We start from the raw sequence: 4,484 nt of genomic DNA on the forward strand, positions 1-4,484 counted from the left end.
GGAGAGCTCCTCGACCTGCGCGAGGGCGGCCCGCACCTCGACGAGGCGCCGCTCCCGCTGGGACGACTCGGTCCTGGCCGCCTTCTGGGCGGCCACGACGGAGTCCTGCAGCGAGCGGTGCAGCTCCTCGGCGAGGTCGGCGAAGTGGTCGCGGGTCGTGCGCTGCACCTGGCGCAGGCGGTCCTTGGCGTCCTTGGTCAGCTGGAAGACGACGTCGTCCAGGTGGCGCCGCACGGCCGTCTTGGCCTCGGCCTGGCGCCGCTTGAGCCGGGCCTGCTTGTCCTCCGCGTACGCCTTGCCGCCGAGCAGCAGGCCGGCGCCGACCGAGATCGGGTTGATCAGGGCCATCCCGGCGATGCCGGTGAGCAGGCCGAACATGAGGACGCCGCCGTAGGAGCCCCGCATCCCGATGAGCAGCTTCTGCGCCGGCGAGACGTGCCCGTCGTCGACCCGGTCCAGCGGCATCACCGCCGCCAGGGCGCCGTCGGCGCCCACCCCGCCGAGGGCGGGCACCGCGGTGCCGCCGTCGTCGGAGAAGTGCTGGGCCACCTGCTCGGCCAGCCACTGGGCGCGCTCACCGGCCCACAGGACGTTGTCCGAGGCCGCCGCGGCGACCCGCTGCTGCAGCCAGGCGGCGAACTCCTCCCAGACCTGCCCGGGGTCGCCCTGGTCGATCGCCTCCTCCGCCTCGCGGCCGATGACGCGCATCCGGTCGCGCAGGTCGTGGTCGATGTCCGAGACGAGGTCGGCGATGCCGTCACCGAGGGTCTGCTGCCACCGGGCGCTGCGCTTGCGCAGCCCGTCGGCGCGCTCGCGCGCCGCCTGGAGCCCGCTGACCACGGCGGGGCTGCCCGCCGGGTCCTCCAGGGCCTGCAGCTCCGCGCGCAGAGACAGGGACAGGTGCTCGGTGACCGCCAGGAGGTCGTGGCGGGTCGAGCGGCGGGACAGCAGCGCGGCCTGGTCCAGGACGTCGCGGCGCAGGTGCGCCACGAGGGCCGGGAAGCCGGACTCCTTGTGGAGCTCGGCGTCGCCGGAGCGCACCGCCTGCGAGCGCAGCGCGGAGGACACGGGCAGCAGGCGCACCCCGACCCCGGCGCTGGCCAGGTGGGCGCGGTCGAGGTCCGCCACGCGCCGCCACGCCGGGTAGAGGTCGGTCTTGGTGACCACGCAGGTCACGGTCGGGCACAGCCGCAGCGCCTGGCGGAGGAACTCCATCTCCGGCTCGGAGAACTCCTGCGAGGCGTCGGAGACGAGCAGGACGGCGTCCGCCGTGGCGAGGGCGCCGAGGGTGGCGAGCGCGTGGGTCGACCCGAGCCCGCCCACCCCCGGGGTGTCGACCAGCACCAGCCCGCCGGACAGCACCGCCCGGGGCAGCCGGACCTCCGCCCGCAGCACGCGGCGGGCCCCGTCGGGCTCCGCGGAGACGGTGACGTGGTCGGCCAGGCGGTCCAGGGCCACCGGCGTGCGCTCCACCGGGACGTCGTCCGTCGCGTCCCCGCCGTCCGCCCCGGGGTCGGCGGTGCCGGCCGCCACCCGCACGAGCTCGGCGGCCGGTACCTCGCCGTGGGCGACCTCGGTGGGGACGGCGGTGGCGACGTCGTCGTCGACCGGGCACACCGGGGCGCCCACCAGGGCGTTGACGAGGGCGCTCTTGCCCTGCTTGAACTCCCCGACGACGAGGACCCGCACGCTCGGGTCCTCCAGGCGCCGCCGGGTGTGGCGCAGCCGCGCCCGCAGGTCGGGCCGCTCCGCCCCCTCGACCAGCCGCACGGCCCGCGCGACCAGCGCGGTCTGCTCCGCGGTGCTCTCCGTCGTCGTGGTCGCCGTCGTGGTGGTCAGGACACCGTCGTCCGTCATGGGCGTATGCAAGCACGGACGAGCCCGGCCGGGCAGGGGCGGCGTCCGCTCCTGCCCGGCCGGGTGCCCGGGTGCTGCAGCGATCAGTCCTCGACGTCGCCGCCGACGACGGTGACGTCCTCGACCTCGAGGCTGTCGTTGTAGGAGTCGATGGTGTTGTCCTGCTCGAACGAGGCCTCCACGTCGACCTCGGTGTACGAGTCGTCGTCGCTGCTCGAGAGGTCGTTCCCGTTGCCGGAGTCCTCGACGTCGACGGAGTGGTCGGAGTTGTCGTTGCCCGAGTCCTCGACGTCGACGGAGTGGTCGGAGTTGTCGTTGCCCGAGTCCTCCACCGAGTGGTCGGAGTTGTCGTTGCCCGAGTCCTCGACGTCGACGTCGACGGAGTGGTCGGAGTTGTCGTTGCCCGAGTCCTCCACCGAGTTGTCGGAGTTGTCGTTGCCCGAGTCCTCGATGTCGACGGAGTTGTCGGAGTTGTCGTTGCCCGAGTCCTCGACGTCGACCTCGACGTCGCCGACCTCGACCGAGTTGTCGACGGAGTGGTCGGAGTTGTCGTTGCCCGAGTCCTCCACGGAGTTGTCCGAGCTGTCGTTGTAGGAGTCCTCCGCGTTCTCGGAGTTGTCGACGTGCTGCGAGTTGTCGGTGTTGCCGACGTTGTTGTCCTCGCCGATCACGTTCTGGTCGCCGGTCACGACGCCGTCCACGTCACCACCGGCCGCCACGGCGCCGTCGCCCGTGGCGATCACGGAGTGGTTGTCGAAGAGCTGCGTGACGTCGCCGTCCGCCCAGATGTTCTGGTTCACCGACTGGTCGAAGATCGTGTCCGAGTCGTCCACGGACGTGTACGAGTAGTTGTTGATGATGTGGTGCAGCTGCTGCACGGCTCCGGCGTCCACGGGGCTCGCGCCGGGCTGCGGCGCGCTCGAGCCCGGCGCGGTGGACGGGCCGTCGCCGTCGGTGTCGGTGTCGGTGTCCGCGTCGTGGTGCGCGCCGAGCACCGCGGTGTTGCCGCCGGTGCTGTAGTCGCGGTCGAAGGACGAGCTGTTCACGGTCACCGGCGCGTAGTCCAGGACGACCGGCAGCACGGCGTCCACGTCCTCGGCGCAGGCGCCCTCGACGCCGGCGTCGCGCATGGCGCTCTCGGGGTCCGCGGCGAACGCCGCGGCCTTCTCGTCGTCGCGCAGCAGCCCGAGGATGAAGTCCAGCAGCGAGCTCGTCATCGTCGACATGTCGTCTCCTTCGTCGCACCGATCGGCCGGACGGATCCGTCCGGGACGGGACGAAGGTAGGCATCCGGGGCGGACCGGACACACGGGTGGCGCCCCCCTGGCCGGGGAGCACCCCCCGGGGGGACGCGGGCCGCGAGCGGAGCCCCCCTAGGGGGATCAGCCCCCTCCGGGGGGCACCCCCCGACTCCGCGAGCCCTCCCCCTTGACGCGGCCACCGTCATCGACCCGTAATTGGTCCGCATTGGGGGTGTTACATGCCATATGCGCTCGGTGTCGATCTCGGCACGACGTTCACGGCTGCAGCGCTGCGCCGGCGGGGCGAGGACGGCCCGGCGGCGCCCGAGCCCCTGCCGCTGGGCAGCCGCTCCACCGCGACCCCCTCCGTGGTCTTCCTCGGCGACGACGGCCAGCAGCTGGTCGGCGAGGCGGCCGAGCGGCGCTGCCTGAGCCGCCCGGACCGGGTGGTGCGGGAGTTCAAGCGCAGGATCGGCGACCCGGTGCCCTTCGTGCTGGGCGCCACCGTCGTCACCGCCGAGGAGGTGGCCGCCGGGGTGGTCCGCTGGGTCGTCCAGCGGGCGGCCGAGCGCGAGGGCGAGGCGGCCGAGGTCATCGCCCTGACCCACCCGGCGTCCTGGGGCGAGCACCGCCTGGCCCGCCTCCGCGAGGCGCTGGACGCGGCGGGCGTCCCGGACGCCACCTTCGTGCCCGAGCCGGTGGCCGCCGCGGTGCACTACGCGGCGCAGGCGCGGGTGCCCGTGGGCGCCACCATCGCGGTCTACGACCTCGGCGGTGGGACCTTCGACGCCGCCGTCGCCCGCAAGACCGGCGCGGTCGCGTTCGACCTGCTGGGCGCGCCGGAGGGGCTGGAGCGCCTCGGCGGCGTCGACTTCGACGAGGCGGTCCTCGCGCACGTGGAGGCGAGCCTGGACGGCGGCCTGCTCGACCTCGATCCCGACGACCCGGAGGCCCGCACGGCGCTGAGCCGCCTGCACCGCGAGTGCGTGGAGGCCAAGGAGGCGCTGTCCAGCGACACCGAGGCCACCATCCCGGTGCTGCTGCCGGGCACCCAGACGCAGGTCAGGCTCGTGCGCTCGGAGTTCGAGGCGATGATCGCCCCGGCCCTGGACGAGACGCTCGAGGCCCTGCGGCGGGCCCTGGCCTCGGCCGGCGTCGACGCCGAGGACCTCGACGCGGTCCTGCTGGTCGGCGGGTCCTCGCGCGTGCCGCGGGTGGCGCAGCTCCTCTCCGCCGAGCTCGGGCGCCCGGTGGCCGTGGACGCCGACCCCAAGGCCGCGGTGTCCCTCGGCGCGGTGCTCGCGGCGACGGCGGCCTGGGACGCCCCACCCGTGGCGGTGCCCGCTCACGCGCGGCCCCTCGAGGTGGGCTCCGGCGCCGCCGGCG

3 protein-coding genes are annotated in these 4,484 nt (G+C 74.3%); 1 reads left to right on the top strand and 2 read right to left on the bottom strand.

The window, feature by feature from the left end; genetic code table 11:
- Both AC5FZL_RS15620 and AC5FZL_RS15625 read right to left on the bottom strand, forming a co-directional pair.
- Positions 1-1,857, bottom strand: a 1,857-nt coding sequence (locus AC5FZL_RS15620) for a dynamin family protein (RefSeq protein ID WP_493619804.1), incomplete at its 3' end; no start/stop codon positions are given.
- Between the two features lie 83 nt (positions 1,858-1,940).
- Positions 1,941-3,083: an IniB N-terminal domain-containing protein gene (locus AC5FZL_RS15625; RefSeq protein WP_493619805.1), complete on the bottom strand. Its 1,143-nt coding sequence runs from the start codon at positions 3,081-3,083 to the stop codon at positions 1,941-1,943.
- 254 nt (positions 3,084-3,337) lie between these two features.
- Between AC5FZL_RS15625 and AC5FZL_RS15630 the strand changes: the two genes are divergently transcribed.
- Positions 3,338-4,484: Hsp70 family protein (locus AC5FZL_RS15630; protein WP_493619806.1), on the top strand; the 1,147-nt coding region annotated here is incomplete at its 3' end.

The organism is Quadrisphaera sp. DVD1, assembly GCF_058932755.1.

Excerpts from the sequence above, each read along its gene's own strand:
- AC5FZL_RS15625 (WP_493619805.1), bottom strand. The coding sequence starts at position 3,083 with ATGTCGACGATGACGAGCTCGCTGCTGGACTTCATCCTCGGGCTGCTG.